Annotated in this window: 18 protein-coding genes and 6 tRNA genes; 13 read left to right on the plus strand and 11 right to left on the minus strand. The window is 69.4% G+C overall.

All coding sequences use genetic code 11. The features are described 5' to 3' along the window. The coding region (locus tag FNH08_RS26085) for a phosphotransferase family protein (protein WP_152773987.1) at positions 1-673 on the plus strand (673 nt) is incomplete at its 5' end. Between the two features lie 81 nt (positions 674-754). After that, entirely contained in the window at positions 755-1048 is a 294-nt protein-coding gene (locus FNH08_RS26090) for a TFIIB-type zinc ribbon-containing protein (protein ID WP_152773988.1), read from the plus strand. 77 nt (positions 1049-1125) lie between these two features. Here FNH08_RS26090 and FNH08_RS26095 read toward each other — a convergent pair. From FNH08_RS26095 to FNH08_RS26115, 5 genes are all read right to left on the minus strand, one after another. Further along, positions 1126-1197 (minus strand) — tRNA-Val (locus tag FNH08_RS26095). Between the two features lie 34 nt (positions 1198-1231). Beyond that, positions 1232-1303: transfer RNA gene (locus FNH08_RS26100), tRNA-Val, on the minus strand. A gap of 50 nt (positions 1304-1353) precedes the next feature. Continuing rightward, positions 1354-1425, minus strand: a tRNA-Val gene (locus FNH08_RS26105). Position 1426: 1 nt separating this feature from the next. Beyond that, positions 1427-1500 (minus strand) — tRNA-Cys (locus tag FNH08_RS26110). Between the two features lie 40 nt (positions 1501-1540). Next, a tRNA-Gly gene (locus FNH08_RS26115) sits at positions 1541-1613 on the minus strand. A gap of 157 nt (positions 1614-1770) precedes the next feature. Between FNH08_RS26115 and FNH08_RS26120 the strand changes: the two genes are divergently transcribed. The 3 genes from FNH08_RS26120 (at position 1771) to FNH08_RS26130 (ending at position 4567) form a co-directional block, all read left to right on the plus strand. Further along, positions 1771-2814, plus strand: a complete 1044-nt coding sequence (locus tag FNH08_RS26120) for a chorismate-binding protein (protein ID WP_322725399.1) — start codon at positions 1771-1773, stop codon at positions 2812-2814. Then, positions 2811-3632 carry an aminotransferase class IV gene (locus FNH08_RS26125; protein ID WP_322725400.1) on the plus strand — a complete coding sequence of 274 codons (822 nt, stop codon included), beginning with the start codon at positions 2811-2813 and terminating at the stop codon, positions 3630-3632. Before FNH08_RS26120 ends, FNH08_RS26125 begins: the two co-directional genes overlap by 4 nt. Positions 3633-3742: 110 nt before the next feature. Continuing rightward, a complete protein-coding gene (locus tag FNH08_RS26130; protein WP_152773989.1) occupies positions 3743-4567 on the plus strand; it encodes a GNAT family N-acetyltransferase in 825 nt (274 codons plus the stop codon). 62 nt (positions 4568-4629) lie between these two features. On the opposite strand, the gene FNH08_RS26135 is transcribed toward FNH08_RS26130, so the two are convergent. Next, a complete protein-coding gene (locus FNH08_RS26135; protein ID WP_152773990.1) occupies positions 4630-5163 on the minus strand; it encodes a DsbA family protein in 534 nt (177 codons plus the stop codon). Positions 5164-5478: 315 nt separating this feature from the next. Here FNH08_RS26135 and FNH08_RS26140 point away from each other — a divergent pair, with 315 nt between their 5' ends. Together FNH08_RS26140 and FNH08_RS50925 are read left to right on the plus strand one after the other, a co-directional pair. Beyond that, a complete protein-coding gene (locus FNH08_RS26140; RefSeq protein ID WP_152773991.1) occupies positions 5479-5937 on the plus strand; it encodes a hypothetical protein in 459 nt (152 codons plus the stop codon). Between the two features lie 191 nt (positions 5938-6128). After that, positions 6129-6281: a hypothetical protein gene (locus tag FNH08_RS50925; protein ID WP_194238614.1), complete on the plus strand. Its 153-nt coding sequence runs from the start codon at positions 6129-6131 to the stop codon at positions 6279-6281. 97 nt (positions 6282-6378) lie between these two features. Here FNH08_RS50925 and FNH08_RS26145 read toward each other — a convergent pair whose 3' ends face one another. Further along, a complete protein-coding gene (locus FNH08_RS26145) occupies positions 6379-6939 on the minus strand; it encodes a CGNR zinc finger domain-containing protein (RefSeq protein WP_322725403.1) in 561 nt (186 codons plus the stop codon). Positions 6940-7443: 504 nt separating this feature from the next. After that, on the minus strand, positions 7444-7857 hold the full coding sequence (locus FNH08_RS26150; protein WP_004002642.1) for an SsgA family sporulation/cell division regulator: 414 nt from the start codon (positions 7855-7857) through the stop codon (positions 7444-7446). Positions 7858-8048: 191 nt separating this feature from the next. Here FNH08_RS26150 and FNH08_RS26155 point away from each other — a divergent pair, with 191 nt between their 5' ends. From FNH08_RS26155 to FNH08_RS26175, 5 genes are all read left to right on the plus strand, one after another. After that, complete coding sequence (locus FNH08_RS26155) at positions 8049-8534, plus strand: TIGR02611 family protein (protein WP_152774000.1); 486 nt, start codon at positions 8049-8051, stop codon at positions 8532-8534. An 80-nt stretch (positions 8535-8614) separates the two neighbouring features. Continuing rightward, positions 8615-8686: transfer RNA gene (locus FNH08_RS26160), tRNA-Val, on the plus strand. Positions 8687-8939: 253 nt separating this feature from the next. After that, positions 8940-9758, plus strand: coding sequence for an ABC transporter ATP-binding protein (locus tag FNH08_RS26165; protein ID WP_322725404.1), 819 nt, complete (start codon positions 8940-8942; stop codon positions 9756-9758). Between the two features lie 119 nt (positions 9759-9877). Then, positions 9878-10309: an NfeD family protein gene (locus tag FNH08_RS26170; RefSeq protein WP_322725406.1), complete on the plus strand. Its 432-nt coding sequence runs from the start codon at positions 9878-9880 to the stop codon at positions 10307-10309. Between the two features lie 131 nt (positions 10310-10440). Then, complete coding sequence (locus tag FNH08_RS26175; RefSeq protein WP_152773993.1) at positions 10441-11391, plus strand: SPFH domain-containing protein; 951 nt, start codon at positions 10441-10443, stop codon at positions 11389-11391. Positions 11392-11475: 84 nt separating this feature from the next. On the opposite strand, the gene FNH08_RS26180 is transcribed toward FNH08_RS26175, so the two are convergent. The 3 genes from FNH08_RS26180 to FNH08_RS26190 form a co-directional block, all read right to left on the minus strand. Beyond that, entirely contained in the window at positions 11476-11982 is a 507-nt protein-coding gene (locus FNH08_RS26180; protein WP_152773994.1) for an HNH endonuclease, read from the minus strand. A gap of 169 nt (positions 11983-12151) precedes the next feature. Then, a complete protein-coding gene (locus FNH08_RS26185) occupies positions 12152-12691 on the minus strand; it encodes a YbhB/YbcL family Raf kinase inhibitor-like protein (protein WP_322725408.1) in 540 nt (179 codons plus the stop codon). A 41-nt stretch (positions 12692-12732) separates the two neighbouring features. After that, positions 12733-13515 (minus strand): sporulation protein, encoded by a 783-nt coding sequence (locus tag FNH08_RS26190; RefSeq protein ID WP_152773995.1) that lies wholly within the window; start codon positions 13513-13515, stop codon positions 12733-12735. Between the two features lie 172 nt (positions 13516-13687). Between FNH08_RS26190 and FNH08_RS26195 the strand changes: the two genes are divergently transcribed. Beyond that, the gene (locus FNH08_RS26195) at positions 13688-14326 is read left to right on the plus strand and encodes a DNA-3-methyladenine glycosylase (protein ID WP_152773996.1); all 639 of its coding nucleotides are present in this window, start codon (positions 13688-13690) and stop codon (positions 14324-14326) included. Positions 14327-14708 lie beyond the last annotated feature (382 nt).

A 14708-nucleotide genomic window follows, 5' to 3' on the forward strand; every position in this document is an offset into this window, starting at 1 on the left:
CCTGGTGACCTTCTGGCCCTACGGCACCCCCGTGGACCCCGAGACCCCCGAAGACGCCCCCTGGGAGGCGGCGGCCGCACTCCTCGCCCGCCTGCACAAGGCGCCCGCACCACACCGTCTGCCACCCATGCGCGGCCCGGCCAAGGCGGCGCGGGCGATCACCCGCCTCCACGCGGCCGGCCCCCACCCGGCCGCCGCGCCGATCCTGCGGGCGTGGACCACCCTCCCGGCCTGGGCGAGGGACGAGGCCCCGATGCCGGACACCACGACCCTGTGCCACGGCGACCTCCACCTCGGCCAGCTCGTACGGCACCCCGCACGAACCGGCCCCTGGCGGCTGATCGACGTGGACGACCTCGGCGTCGGCGTCCCCGCCTGGGACCTGGCCCGCCCGGCAGCCTGGTACGCCTGCGGTCTGCTCCCGCCCGACGAGTGGACGCGGTTCCTGACCGCGTACCGGCAGGAGGGCGGCCCGGCGGTCCCGGTGAGCGGAGACCCCTGGCCCGCCCTGGACGTCCCCGCCCGCGCCCTCACCGTGCAGACGGCGGCCCTGGCCGTCGCGAAGTCGGTCGCGGCGGACCGACCCCTGGACGAGGTGCAGCAGGCCGTGATCGACGCCTGTGACCGAATGATCGCCGTCCCGCCTGAGTTGCCCCAAGGCTCCACGAAGTAGGGTGCAACCGACTGAAGCCGGGCAGTGTCTGTCCTGGCGAAACGCGAAGCAGCACCGACCGGCGAGGAGTTGAGTCGAACCATGCAGTGTCCGAAGTGCCATGCGCCGATGCACACGTACAACCGCAACGGCGTCCAGATCGAGCAGTGCAGCGGTTGCCGCGGGATATTTCTCGACTACGGCGAGCTGGAGTCGCTGACCCGCCTGGAGTCCCAGTACGCGCAGCCCGCGCCGCCGCCCCCGGCAGCCCCGCAGGCGTACCCCGCGGCTCCCGCCCCCGCCTGGGGCGCCCCGCACGGAGGCCACGGCGGCCACCACGGTCACTACGGCCACAAGCGTCACAAGAGCTTCGGCCACATGCTGTTCTCCAGCTGAGTTCCGCGGACGCGCCGTAGCTGAGCCGCGCACGAGAAAGCCCCCGGCCGTACGAGACGGCCGGGGGCTTCGGCGTGTGGACGATACTGGGATTGAACCAGTGACCTCTTCCGTGTCAGGGAAGCGCTCTCCCGCTGAGCTAATCGTCCTCGGGGCCACGACCCGGGGGCCGTGGATGCTGCGTGCGCGATACTGGGATTGAACCAGTGACCTCTTCCGTGTCAGGGAAGCGCTCTCCCGCTGAGCTAATCGCGCGGGTTCGGATCTCGCTGTACGTGATCTTGCGTACGTGCCGAAAGATCCAGTGGACGATACTGGGATTGAACCAGTGACCTCTTCCGTGTCAGGGAAGCGCTCTCCCGCTGAGCTAATCGTCCTTGGAGGTGGAGACGGGATTTGAACCCGTGTAGACGGCTTTGCAGGCCGTTGCCTCGCCTCTCGGCCACTCCACCAGGAGTGCAGGGGTTCGGGAAGATCCCCTGGTTTCCTTCGAGCGGACGACGAGGCTCGAACTCGCGACCTCAACCTTGGCAAGGTTGCGCTCTACCAACTGAGCTACGTCCGCTTGTCGGTTCCGTTTCGCTTGCGCGTCGCGGCGACGAGTTGAACTCTAGCGGATTCCGGTGCCAGTACAAAAACGCGTTTGTGCAGCGTGCTGCGGTACGTCCGGTCCAGGACCTGGTCAGGGCGGCCCGCGCGGCGCCCGTCCTAGACTCGGCTGCGTGCCCGACCTGCCTCCTCTCGCCCGCTTCGGCGGCCTCGTCGCGACCGGCCTCGCCGACGTGACCAGCGATCCGACGGCCCTGGACTCCTCCGGCTTCTGGGCCGTGTCGGCCGACTACGAGGGGCGTCTGGTCTGCGCGCGGTTCCGTGACGTACGCCGCGAGCCCGTGCCCGCCGCCGTGCCGGGGGCGTGGCGCGGTCCGCGTGTCGGTGACTGGACGTCGTCTCTCGACCGCGGCGCGTACGCGGAGGGGGTGCGGCGCATACGTGAGTACATCGCGGCCGGCGAGGTGTACCAGGCGAACCTCTGCCGGGTCATGTCCGCGCCCGTCGCGTCCGGCGCCGACGTGGACGCGCTGACCGCGCTGCTGGCGCGCGGCAACCCGGCACCGTATGCAGGAACGATTCGTCTGCCCGGTCACGGCGTGGAGATCGCCACCGCGTCCCCCGAACTCTTTCTGCGCCGCGCGGGCCGCGTCGTCGAGTCCGGCCCGATCAAGGGCACCGGACGCACGGAGGCGGACCTGCTGGAGAAGGACTACGCCGAGAACGTGATGATCGTGGACCTGGTCCGCAACGACATCGGACGGGTCTGCGCCACGGGCTCGGTGACGGTCCCCGACCTGTGCGTCGTCGAGAAGCACCCGGGCCTGGTCCACCTCGTCTCCACCGTGCGCGGCGAACTGCGCGACGGAGCGGGCTGGCCCGAACTCCTGGCCGCCGCCTTCCCGCCCGGCTCCGTCACCGGCGCCCCCAAGTCCAGCGCCCTGCGGATCCTCGCCGCCCTGGAGACGGCGCCGCGCGGCCCGTACTGCGGCGGCATCGGCTGGGTCGACGCGGACCGGGGCACCGGGGAGCTGGCCGTGGGCATCCGCACGTTCTGGATCGACCGTGCCGAGGGCGTGCTGCGGTTCGGCACCGGTGCGGGCATCACCTGGGGGTCGGACCCCGAGGGGGAGTGGCGGGAGACCGAGCTGAAGGCGGCCAGGCTGCTCGCGGTAGCGTCGGGGGAGTACGAGGTGAGTGGGAGGACCGTTCCGTGAAGATCTGGCTCGACGGTGGGCTGCAGGACATCGAGGCGGCCCGTGTCTCCGTCCTCGACCACGGACTGACCGTGGGTGACGGCGTCTTCGAGACCGTCAAGGCGGTCGACGGGCGCCCGTTCGCCCTGACCCGTCACCTCGACCGGCTGGCCCGCTCCGCGCGCGGCCTCGGGCTGCCCGAGCCCGACCTCGACGAGGTGCGCCGCGCGTGTGCCGCCGTCGTGGACGCCAACCCGATGGCCCTCGGTCGCCTGCGCATCACCTACACCGGCGGCGTCTCCCCGCTCGGCTCGGACCGCGGTGACCACGGCGCCACCCTCGTCGTCGCCCTCGGCGAGACCAGCCGCCGCCCCGACTCGACGGCCGTGATCACGGTCCCCTGGACGCGTAACGAGCGCGGCGCCCTCGCGGGGCTGAAGACCACCTCGTACGCCGAGAACGTCGTCGCACTGGCCCGCGCGCACGAACAGGGCGCGTCCGAGGCGCTGTTCGCCAACACGGTCGGGCAGCTGTGCGAGGGAACGGGCTCTAACGTCTTCGTGGTCCTCGACGGGGAGATCCACACCCCGCCGGTCGCTTCCGGCTGCCTGGCGGGCATCACCCGCGCGCTCACCGCCCACTGGACGGGCGCCCGTGAGACAGATCTGCCGCTGGACGTCCTGGAGCGCGCCGACGAGGTCTTCCTGACGTCGACCCTGCGTGACGTGCAGGCCGTGCACCGGGTCGACTCCCGCGAACTCCCGGGCGCCCCGGGCCCGGTGACGGCCAAGGCGATGCGGGTCTTCGAGGAGCGGGCCGGGAACGACCTCGATCCGTAGGATCCGTGGCGGCGAGGACCCGCTTCCGCGCGTGCTTCCCGGGTCGCGTGATTCTCGGATCGCGTGATTCTCGGATGACGAAGGGCCGCGGTACGGGTAGAACACCCCTGATGACCACCACCCTGCGGCCGACCGAGCCGCTTCAGGACACTGCGGACGGAACGCGCTCGCGGAACTACCGGGTGTGCGTGAACAGCCGCCCCGTGGGCGGCATACGCCTCGTCGTGCGGCCGGAGTACGGCCCGGACGTCGCCCGCATCGAGGACCTGCACATCGACGAGCCGGACCGCAGGCGCGGCCGGGGCACGGTGGCCGCGCTGGCCGCCGAGGAAGTGGTACGGGGCTGGGGGTGCCGACGCGTCGAGGTGTCCGTGGCGGACGACGCGGACGCCGCCCTCCGGCTCGCCACGGCCCTCGGGTACGTGCCCAGCAGCCGCCACATGGTGAAACCCCTGGTCGGCGCCCCGCGCGAGCTGCCCACGGGCAGTGCCGCCCGTCCCGTGACCGAGCCCGAGTACGGTCCCTGGCTGGCGCACAAGCGCGATGAGTTCGCCCGTGACCTGATCGAGAAGGGCATGCCTGCCGCCGAGGCCTACGCCAGGACGGACGCGGGGCACGCGAAGTACCTCCCGGACGGACCGGCCACCGAGAACACCCTGATCAGCGTTCTGGAACACGAGGGAACGCGGGTCGGTGACCTCTGGCTGGGGTTGTGGCCCGAGACGGCGTACGTGCTGGACGTCGAGGTCGATGAGGAGCACCGCGGGCGGGGGCACGGCCGAGCCCTGATGCTCCTGGCCGAGCGGCAGGCCCTGGTAGCCGGGAAGGACCGCGTGACGCTCAACGTCTTCGCGGGCAACTCCCCGGCCGAGCGGCTCTACGAGTCGCTCGGTTACCGGACGACGGCGCACCACCTGTACAAGGAGCTGTTCTGAGGCCCGCGCGCGGCTGGGTGGTCGGGGGCGCGCCGGCCTCGCGGGGGCCCGGGGCCTGAGGGCTATGCGGTCGGCGTCGGCGTCCCCTCCGCCAGCAGGCGGTCGGCGGTCTCCTCGATGCGCCGGAGCAGTCCCTCCTGACTCTTGCCGCCGTCGAGACGTTCGCCGCCGATGACGTACGTCGGGGTGCCCGTCACGCCGATCGCCTTGCCCTCGGCCTGGTCGGCGTCGACGATCAGGATGTGCCGGCCGTCGATCAGCGCGGTGTCGAACTCCTCGGCGTCGAGGCCGAGTTCACGGGCCACCTCCACCAGGAAGGGCTCACCCTCGCGGCCCAGTTCCTCGACCCGCTCCAGCACGGCCTCGACGTACGGCCACACCTTGCCCTGCTCCGCGGCCTCCTCGGCGGCCTGGGCGGCGGCGAAGGCGTGCTTGTGCTTCTCCAGCGGGAAGTGCCGCAGTCGCAGTTCGAGCCGGTCGCCGTAGCGGGCGCGCAGCGCGCGGATGTCGTCGAGGGCGCTGCGGCAGTCCGGGCACTGGAGTTCACACCAGACGTCCAGGACCACGGCGGGACGTGCGGGGGAGGAGTCGCTCATGGGGCCCAGTCTCCCAGCCGGTCCGCCGCCGACCCAATCCGGGACGTAGGGCCCGGAGGGCCGTGGGGTTGGGGGGTCGTCCCCTCCCGGGGGGCGAACAGGTCGGCAGCGATGGCGGGTACCAGCGGGTGCCAGCGGGTGCCAAGTGTCTGGTGTCCGGTAGCTGGTGTCTGGTACCAGGGGCGGAGCCGACCCCGAGACGACCCGGAGATCTCCCTGAGGTCGGGGTCGGACCATGGCATACCGGGTGCCGGGCGGTGCAGGATGGAAGGGACGAACCGACCCTGCCCGACCGAGCACCGCATGGAGGACCGGATGATTGCCGAGACCGTTTGTGCCGCCGTGTCCGCGGCCGGGCTGGGCATCGCCGCGATCACGGCCTACCGCAAGCGCTTCCTCAGAGCGGCCCGCATCGCCGCGTACTCACTCGTGCCGATCGGCCTGGTGATGACCGGGGTCGTCGAGTGGCTGGCCGACAGCGCCTTCAGCCCGACCGCCTGGGCGGGCTTCGGAGTGCTGGGCGCCGCCTGGCTGCTCTTCGCGACCACCCGCGCCGTGGAGCGGCGTGGCGGTGGCGGTGGGACCCGCAAGGAGCGCAAGGCCGCCCAGGCCGCACAGCGTGAGGCGATAGCCCCCGCGGCCTCGGCGCCCTCCCTGGGACAGGGTTCCCGCCCGGCCGCCCGTCCCACGACCACGCCCCGGGCCGCCGGGTCGACCGACCCCGGGGACGACTTCAGCGACATCGAGGCCATCCTCAAGAAGCACGGCATATGACGGCAATGGCGGTCCACCGTGGTCCGGGATGATCGCGGATGAGCGGGCCTGACTGAAACGACACAGTGGATCCGCCGAGAGGTCGGAAGCGATCACGATCGCTCCCGCGCAACAGGATATAGGCGAACTCCCGGTCATTCCGGATGTGTTGATCGCGGTGTGGGTGTCCGCTGCGCAATCATCGCCGCGAGATGCTCGACACAACCCAGAGCGACACCGCGGCTCCGTCCGAGGAGCGGCGAGGTTGTCTTTTCGCGCTTTCCCAGCCACCGCTGATGATCTTCCTTGCGGTGATCGGCTGTCTGCTGCTCATGGCATCACTGCACGACCTGCTGATGCTCTGAGCCGAAAACGGAGCCCAGGCGCCACCCGCCATGGGCTCCGTCAGCCCGGGCATACCCGGTCGGCCGTCTCCGGGGACTCCGGAGGAGAGAGCCCCCCTCAGCCCGCGGCCTCCTTGCGGCGTGCCCGGTAAGCGGCCACATGGAGGCGGTTGCCGCAGGTACGGCTGTCGCAGTAGCGGCGGGAGCGGTTGCGGGAGAGATCGACGAAGGCGCGACGGCAGTCGGGCGCCTCGCAGCGCCGCAGCCGTTCCTGCTCCCCGGCGACCACGAAGAAGGCGAGCGCCATCCCGCAGTCGGCCGCGAGGTGGTCGGCGACGGAGGCACCGGGTGCGAAGTAGTGCACGTGCCAGTCGTAACCGTCGTGGTCGGTCAGCCGCGGGGTGGTGCCCGCCGCGGCGACCAGGTCGTTGATGACCCCGGCAGCCGAGTGCACGTCGGCGGCCGCGAAGACCTCGGTGAACCGGCCCCGGACCTTGCGCACCGCGGCGAGATCGAGCTCGGACAGCACCCCGACGTCGCTGATGTCGTGCCTTCGTACGAAATCGCCGAGGGCCGGTACATCCACGAGCCCGTCCGTCGTGGTGTCGTCGTCCGGCGCGGTGTTCACCAGATCCACCACGGTGTCGAGGGCGCACCGGGTGTCGTGGGTGATCAGCACGTTTCGCTCCCTGGCCTGGAGGTCGGGCGGGGCGCCCGCCGATGCTGGCCGATGGTAATGGCTCGACGGCCTGTTCGACCGGCACGGAACGAGCCTGGAGCAGCGCCGTGACGTCCGGAACACGCCCGGTACGCCGTCCGGTACGTGGGCGCCCCCGTCACACCCACGTGTCTCTCACCAGGCATGGACACGCATGGTCCACCCGGCCCGAGCGGGCCCACCCCGACGGGGCCCGACACGGACCTCTTCCATTCGATCATCAGACCGGCACCCAGGCCGACGCTCTGCGTGAGATTCGGTACGTACGGTGACCCCGTCCACGCCGTACCCGTACCCGTACACGTCGCGAAACCGATACCCGCAAGGACGCACCGGCACCGCCGTGCGGAGGTCCGCGGCGACGGCGTCGGTGCGTGCCCAATGCGGTTGTGCCCAATGCGGTTGTCCTGGCCCGAGCCGTCTCCCCGAGTGGACGGCGCCGGGCAGCTGGGTGGGAGCCTCGCCCTAGCTTTCCGCCAGAATGTGCGAGAGCTCCTGATCGAGGTCGAAGTGCCGGTGCTCCGTGCCGGGAGGCACGGCGGCGTCCGTCCGCTTCAGGAACGATTCCAGGGCCCGCGCCGGGGCCTCGAGCAGGGCCTCGCCCTCCGGAGAGCTCAGGGCGATGCAGACGACGCCCTGACCGTGGCTCCGGGACGGCCAGACGCGGACGTCGCCGGTGCCGGTGGGCCGGTGGAGCCCCTCGGCGAGGAGGTCGCGGGCGAACACCCACTCGACGGTCTCCTCGGCTCCGGTGTGGAAGGTGGCGTGCACGGCGTAGGGGTCGGCCGTGTCATACCGCAGTCCCGCGGGAACTGGCAGTGAGGACTCGCTCGACACAACGAGGCGCAGGTGCAGCTCGCAGCTGACCGTGGTGTTCATAAGCGCCAGGGCCTTTCGCTCAGTGTGCGCTCGGGGATTCGCACGTCGGCGAAATCGACATGCCACCTACGGTGCCGTTGTAAACCCCTCTGAGTGTTTTGCATGGCTTTTGGTAGCTCATCCGGCCGAGGGTGCGTTCGTCGGGTACGACCATTCCGGTGACCGGTTTCTCTCGGGTAGGGTTTGGTCGTATGAATACGGGGAGTCACGACGCGGGGGAGGCCGCAGTGGCGGCCGACGGAGCGAAGAGCGGCACGACCGGCACGCCCGAGAGTCAGGCTGACGCGAAGGCGGGCGAGGAGGCGGCTCTCGGGTCGCGTGCGCCGCAATTCATCAAGGCGCGGCGGATGCTTCACCTGAGCTGGCAGGTGGGTGTCTTCATCCTGGGGCTCGCGGTGGTGGTGGCGGGGGTGATCATGCTGCCGTTGCCCGGTCCCGGCTGGGTGGTGATCTTCGGTGGCATGGCGATCTGGGCGACCGAGTTCGTCTGGGCGCAGCTCGTGCTCCGCTGGACGAAGCGCAAGGTGACCGAGGCGGCCCAGCGGGCACTCGACCCCCGGGTGCGGCGCCGCAACATCATCCTGACGACGATCGGCCTCGTGATCGTGGCTGTGCTGGTCGGCATCTACCTCTGGAAATTCGGCTTCGAGATGCCCTGGAACATCAAGGACCAGTGAGCCGCCGGCGACCCGGCGCTCCTCCGGTCGGTAGTGGTCGGAGGCATCCCCTGACATGGGGTAATCTTCTTCCTGCGCCCGGGCGATTAGCTCAGCGGGAGAGCGCTTCGTTCACACCGAAGAGGTCACTGGTTCGATCCCAGTATCGCCCACATGATCGGCAGACGGCCCGGTCCACGGTTTCCGTGGACCGGGCCGCTTGCGTTGCACTGCGCTGCGTTGCGCTGCGCTGCATGAGCTGTCAGAGCCAGGCGGGTTGTGGGTCGGGTGCGCCTGGTGAGGTCCTGGCCGTCCTGGTCCGGTGTGGTGGTGCTCCGGTGCTCCAATGCGGCGGTGCGGCGGTGCGGGAAGCCGGCGGCTGTGCCGCGGCGTGCTGGGCCGGCGGAACTGGCCCGGGAGGGGCTCGTGTCTGCCCTGGTCCGCATGCCTCGGCCCCGGCTGTGCCTCCCCACCCGTCCATACCTCTGGTCGCCCGCTCGCAGCCGGGCCCAGCCCTGCTCGGCCGCCGCGTCAACCCGCCTTGAGCGCTGGGTCATCCTCGGCCCCAACGGCGCCGGGAAGACGACCCTCCTGAACCTCGCCTCCAGCTACCTCTTCCCCAGCAAGGGCACCGCCACCATCCTCGGCGACACCCTCGGCAAGGTCGACGTCTTCGACCTGCGCCCGCGCATCGGCATGGCCGGCATCGCCATGACCGAGAAGCTCCCCAAGCGCCAGACCGTCCTGCAGACCGTGCTGACCGCCGCCTACGGCATGACGGCCACCTGGAACGAGGACTACGAGGAGGTCGACGAGCAGCGCGCCCGTGCCTTCCTCGACCGCCTCGGCATGACCGACTACGTGGACCGCAAGTTCGGCACCCTCTCCGAGGGCGAGCGCAAGCGCACCCTCATCTGCCGCGCGCTGATGGTCGACCCCGAGCTGCTGCTCCTCGACGAGCCCGCCGCCGGCCTCGACCTCGGCGGCCGCGAGGACCTCGTGCGCCGTCTCGGCCGCCTGGCCCGCGACCCGATCGCGCCCTCCATGATCATGGTCACGCACCATGTCGAGGAGATCCCGCCGGGCTTCACCCACGTCCTCATGATCCGCCAGGGCAAGGTCCTCGCCGCGGGCCCGCTGGAGCTGGAGCTCACCTCGCGCAACCTCTCCCTCTGCTTCGGCCTCCCGCTGGTCGTCGAGCAGGTCGGCGACCGCTGGACCGCCCAGGGCCTGCCGCTGAGCTGACGGCCAAGGTCTCTCCTTCGCCCGAGAGTTGGTCGACCCGGCCCCACAACACGGGCCGGGTGGACTCAACTTGATCACGCGCCCTGTCGGCAGAACCATCGCGGTCCTACCATGACGGTGTGGACAGCATCGACGCATGGGTGTGGTGGCTGGTAGGCGCAGCCGGGCTCGGGGTCGCGCTCGTCGTGACCGCGATGCCGGAGCTGGGCATGCTCGCCGTGGGCGCCGTCGCCGGCGCAGTGACCGCGGGGCTCGGAGGCGATGTCGTGGTCCAAGTGGTCGTGTTCGCCGTCGTCTCGACAGCCCTCATCGCCGTCGTACGCCCCATCGCGACCCGGCACCGCTCCCAGCGACCCCAACTCGCCACCGGGATCGACGCGTTGAAGGGCAAACACGCCGTCGTACTGGAGCGGGTCGACGGCAGAGGTGGCCGAATCAAGCTCGCCGGAGAGGTCTGGTCCGCACGCGCTCTCGACGCCGCGCAGACCTACGAGGTAGGCCAGGAAGTGGACGTCGTGGACATAGAAGGGGCTACGGCGATCATCCTGTGATCTTCCGTGGCAGAACTGCGCCGAACGCCCCATCTGCGAGTCTGTGTTCTGTCAGACTCGACCAGCAAGATCTTCAACAGGCATAAGATCCTCCCGAAGCGCCGAAGCGGAGAAGGGTACGGGGAGCCACGATGGGACCGGTCGTCATCGTCCTGATCATTCTGGTGGTGTTGGTCTTCATCGCCTTGATCAAGACCATCCAGGTGATCCCACAGGCCAGCGCCGCCATCGTCGAGCGCTTCGGCCGTTACACGCGGACACTGAACGCGGGCCTGAACATCGTGGTCCCGTTCATCGACACCATCCGCAACCGCATCGACCTGCGGGAACAGGTCGTTCCGTTCCCGCCGCAGCCGGTGATCACCCAGGACAACCTGGTGGTGAACATCGACACGGTCATCTACTACCAGGTGACCGACGCGCGAGCCGCCACATACGAAGTCGCCAGCTACATCCAGGCGATCGAGCAGCTCACCGTCACCACCCTCCGCAACATCATCGGTGGCATGGACCTGGAGCGGACCCTGACCTCCCGCGAGGAGATCAACGCGGCCCTGCGCGGAGTCCTCGACGAGGCCACCGGCAAGTGGGGCATCCGCGTCAACCGCGTCGAGCTCAAGGCCATCGAGCCCCCGACCTCCATCCAGGACTCGATGGAGAAGCAGATGCGCGCCGACCGCGACAAGCGCGCCGCGATCCTCACCGCCGAAGGTATCCGCCAGTCGCAGATCCTCACCGCCGAGGGTGAGAAGCAGTCCGCGATCCTGCGCGCCGAGGGCGAGGCCAAGGCCGCGGCCCTCAAGGCAGAGGGCGAAGCCCAGGCGATCCGTACGGTCTTCGAGTCCATCCACGCCGGAGACCCGGACCAGAAGCTGCTCTCGTACCAGTACCTGCAGATGCTCCCGAAGATCGCCGAGGGCGACGCCAACAAGCTCTGGATCGTCCCCAGCGAGATCGGCGACGCCCTCAAGGGCCTCTCCGGCGCCTTCGGCAACTTCGGCGGCGGTCCAAGCGCCCCGGGCCCCGTCCCCGGCCAGGCCACGGGCACGGAACGCCGAGAGAAGCCGTCGATCACGGACTGAGGGGGACGCGCCCCGATAGGGGCGCGGGGAACTGCGCGACCAGCCACGGCTGGCCCGCAGTTCCCCAACAACCGTTACGAACTCCTACGCCGCAGGCTGAGCCAACCACTCCGGCAACGCCTCAACGTCGTCCCGTCCCAGCGCCAGCAACATCGCATCGGCCGGCGTCGGCTCGAACGGCTGCCGCAGCAGCGGCATACCCGCCTGCTCCGGCGTACGGTCCGCCTTGCGGTGGTTGTCCTCCGCGCACGACGCCACCGTGTTCAGCCAGGTGTCCCCGCCGCCCCGCGACCGCGGCACCACATGGTCCACGGTCGTCGCCCGCCTGCCGCAGTACGCGCACCTGTGCCGGTCGCGCACCAGGACACCCCGCCTCGACCACGGAGCTTGTCTTCGGAACGGCACCCGTACGTACCTGCAGAGTCTGATCACCCGGGGCGCCGGTATGTCGACCGCGGCGCCGCGCATACGCAGTTCGGGGTGGGCCTGCTCCACGACGGCCTTGTCCTGCAGCACCAGCACGACGGCGCGGTTCAGCGTCACCGTCGACAGCGGCTCGAAGCTCGCGTTCAGCACCAGCGTGTCCCGCATTCCAGCCCACCTCCCGTGCAATCGGCCCACCCCCTGGCGGGCTTGGATCAACTCTGGCCGGGCACGCCGAGATGGACAACGCAATAAAAAATGCCCGCCTCTGATCAATTCCAAGACCAGAGGCGGGCAAACGTTCAATGAACGTCAGTATGCGGTGATCCTCATCAGCTCAGCTGTCGGCGACAGCCTGGTACTCACCGATCAGCTGAGCTCGCGCCAGCGTGTGGAACCGCAGATTGAACCCCACCACCGCGGGCGAGGCATCCGAGTCCGGGCCGAGCTTCTCCTGATCCACGGCGTACACCGTGAAGACATAGCGGTGCGCCGGATCCCCGGGCGGCGGTGCGGCACCACCGAAGTCCTTCGTCCCGTAGTCGTTGCGCGCGTGCACCGCGCCATCCGGCAGCCCGTCGAACGTGCCCGTGCCCGCACCCAACGGCAACTCCGTCACCGAAGCCGGAATGTCGAACAGCACCCAGTGCCAGAACCCGCTTCCCGTCGGTGCATCGGGGTCGTAGCACGTCACGGCGAAACTCTTGGTCTCCGGCGGGAATCCCTCCCAGCGCAGCTGCGGCGAAGTGTTCCCCTCCGCGTAGACCTGAGCGTCCTGCAGTGTCGCTCCCGGCTCGACGTCCTTGCTCGTGACCGTGAACGACGGCACGACAGGATGGAAGTCATGGGGAAGCGGCGGCCTGTTGGGCTCGGTCACCTCGGTACCTCCTGGTGGGTTGGAATCGCTCGCAGACGAGCCTAGAACCAGTTGCGCTTGCTGCCGACCTCGGACAGCCACTGGTTCAGGTAGGCCGCCCAGTCGGTCTGCTGGTAGCCGTTCAGCCCCACCTTGAAGGAGCGGAAGGTGTCGCTGCCCTCGCTGAACAGACCCGGCTTCTTGTCCATCTCCAGCACGACGTCCATCTCGTTCTGGTCCGCGACGAAGCTGAGCTCGACCTGGTTCAGCCCGCGGTACTGCTGCGGCGGGAAGAACTCGATCTCCTGGTAGAACGGCAGATTCTGCCGCGTACCCCGGATGCGACCGCGCTCCAGGTCCGCGTTCTTGAAACGGAAGCCCAGCTGGATGAAGGCGTCCAGGATCGCCTGCTGCGCCGGCAGCGGGTGCACGTTGACCGGGTCCAGGTCACCGGAGTCGACGGCCCGCGCGATCTCCAGCTCGGTCGTCACACCGATGTTCATCCCGCGCAGTGCCTGACCGTCGATCATCGTGATCGGCGTCTCCCACGGGATCTCCAGACCGAACGGCACCGCGTGGACCGCCTCGGCCTTCAGCTCGAAAGCCCCACCGAGCCGCACCTTCGTGAACTCGATGTCCTGCTTGTACTCCTGGTCCTGGCTCTCCACCTCGACCTTGGCCTGCAGCCCGACCGACAGCCCTTCGATCTGCTGGTCCACCGAGCCGCCCTGGATACGCACCTCGCCCTGGACGACGCCACCCGGAACGACGTTGACCTCGGTCAGCACCGTCTCGACCGAAGCACCACCGGCTCCCAGGCTCGCGAGCAGCCGCTTGAACCCCATGTCTCTTCCTCCCCAGGCAACGCCTGTGCTGTTTGTGAAGCCCTGTCCGTACAGATCCTTGATCCCTACAAACGCGATCCAGCCGTGACCGGTTCCGCGCCCTCACCCTTCCAAGCCGGACGCCGCCCGACCACCCATCGGAACAAACCCGTCTGGACTACGCTCGTACGCCATGATCGCGACCCCCGACCGTACGCCCCTCACCCGGGAGTTCTTCGACCGACCCGTCCTCGAGGTCGCACCGGACCTCCTGGGCCGTGTCCTCGTCCACACCACACCGGACGGTCCGATCGAACTCCGTCTCACCGAGGTCGAGGCGTACGACGGCGAGAACGACCCCGGCTCCCACGCCTATCGCGGGCGCACACCCCGCAACGGCGTGATGTTCGGCCCGCCCGGCCACGTGTACGTCTACTTCACCTACGGGATGTGGCACTGCATGAACCTGGTGTGCGGTCCGGAGGACCAGGCAAGCGCGGTTCTGCTCCGGGCCGGCGAAGTCATAGTGGGCGCCGAGCACACCCGCAGACGCCGACTCTCGGCCCGCAACGACAAGGAACTGGCCAAAGGCCCGGCCCGCCTGGCCACGGCCCTGGGCGTGGACCGGGCCCTCGACGGCGCGGACGCCTGTGCCGGCCCCGACAACCCCTTCGCCCTCCTGACCGGCACCCCTGTCGCCCCCGACCAGGTACGCAGCGGCCCCCGCACCGGAGTCGCGGGTGACGGAGGCGTCCACCCCTGGCGCTACTGGATCGCCAATGACCCCACGGTGAGCCCGTATCGGGCCCATGCCCCCCGCCGCCGAACTTGACGCGTCCCCGCAGGATCCGTAATGTAGCCCGAGCCGCTTGAACCGGGTACTGCGTTTGGTCAGCAGCCGGAGGCGGCCAACCCACTACCTAGGTTCCCCCTCAGCAGGGGCGAATTCAGCGTGCCCGCATGCCTGAATTCGGTGCCCGACGAACTCGATTATGAGTTTCCCGAGGGAATCGGCTAACGTAGTGGATGTCGAAAGGGAAACCCGCCGACGAAAACCCCGCCGACCGGGAATCGGGTCCGAAAGGATCTGATAGAGTCGGAAACACCGAAGGGAAGCGCCCGGAGGAAAGCCACGAGAGAGTCTCTCGGGTGAGTACAAAGGAAGCGTCCGTTCCTTGAGAACTCAACAGCGTGCCAAAAATCAACGCCAGATA

The organism is Streptomyces spongiae, assembly GCF_009377185.1.
Lineage (GTDB): Bacteria > Actinomycetota > Actinomycetes > Streptomycetales > Streptomycetaceae > Streptomyces > Streptomyces spongiae.